Here is a 450-nt window from a genome sequence, read left to right as displayed (position 1 = left end):
TCAATGGTATATGCAATCTGGAAATACTGGTAGCGGTAACCGTTGTAATCACCGTAGTTGTAATAAACTGCGTGATCACCGGTTACATGCGTGCAGTAGAAGTCATAGCAATACCGTCCATTACCGAAGCGCTCATACAAAGCAGCGTTCAGGGCAGAACGAATATCATCGAACACCATGTCAGAGGGTGCAGCATATGCACCAAGCTCTGCATAAGCGCCTGCAATACGCTCAACCCGAAGAGCCTCTACGGCTTCAGCCGGAAGTTCCTCGGACGTTTCAGTGGGCTTGTTGGCATCGACAACGGCAGGCGTTTCCACCACGGACGCACTAGTTTCGAGCTGCCCGCCAATGACGAGGTCCCCCGTGATATCAACCCCATTTGCATCTCCCGTGTTAACGGTAATGGTAGCCTTCGACATGTCAGTTCCTTCGCAATGTTGATCGCCA

Annotated in this window: 1 protein-coding gene; it reads right to left on the bottom strand. The window is 51.3% G+C overall.

Annotation, left to right across the window (positions count from 1 at the left end; genetic code table 11):
• A partial coding sequence (locus tag VJI94_RS07995) for a hypothetical protein (protein WP_324008963.1) occupies positions 1 to 450 on the bottom strand: 450 nt, incomplete at both ends.

It is taken from the genome of Parvimonas sp. D9 (genome assembly GCF_035282565.1).
Lineage (GTDB): Bacteria > Bacillota > Clostridia > Tissierellales > Peptoniphilaceae > Parvimonas > Parvimonas micra.
The sequence above is the reverse complement of the archived record's forward strand: the minus strand, read 5'-3'. Positions and strand labels throughout refer to the sequence as shown.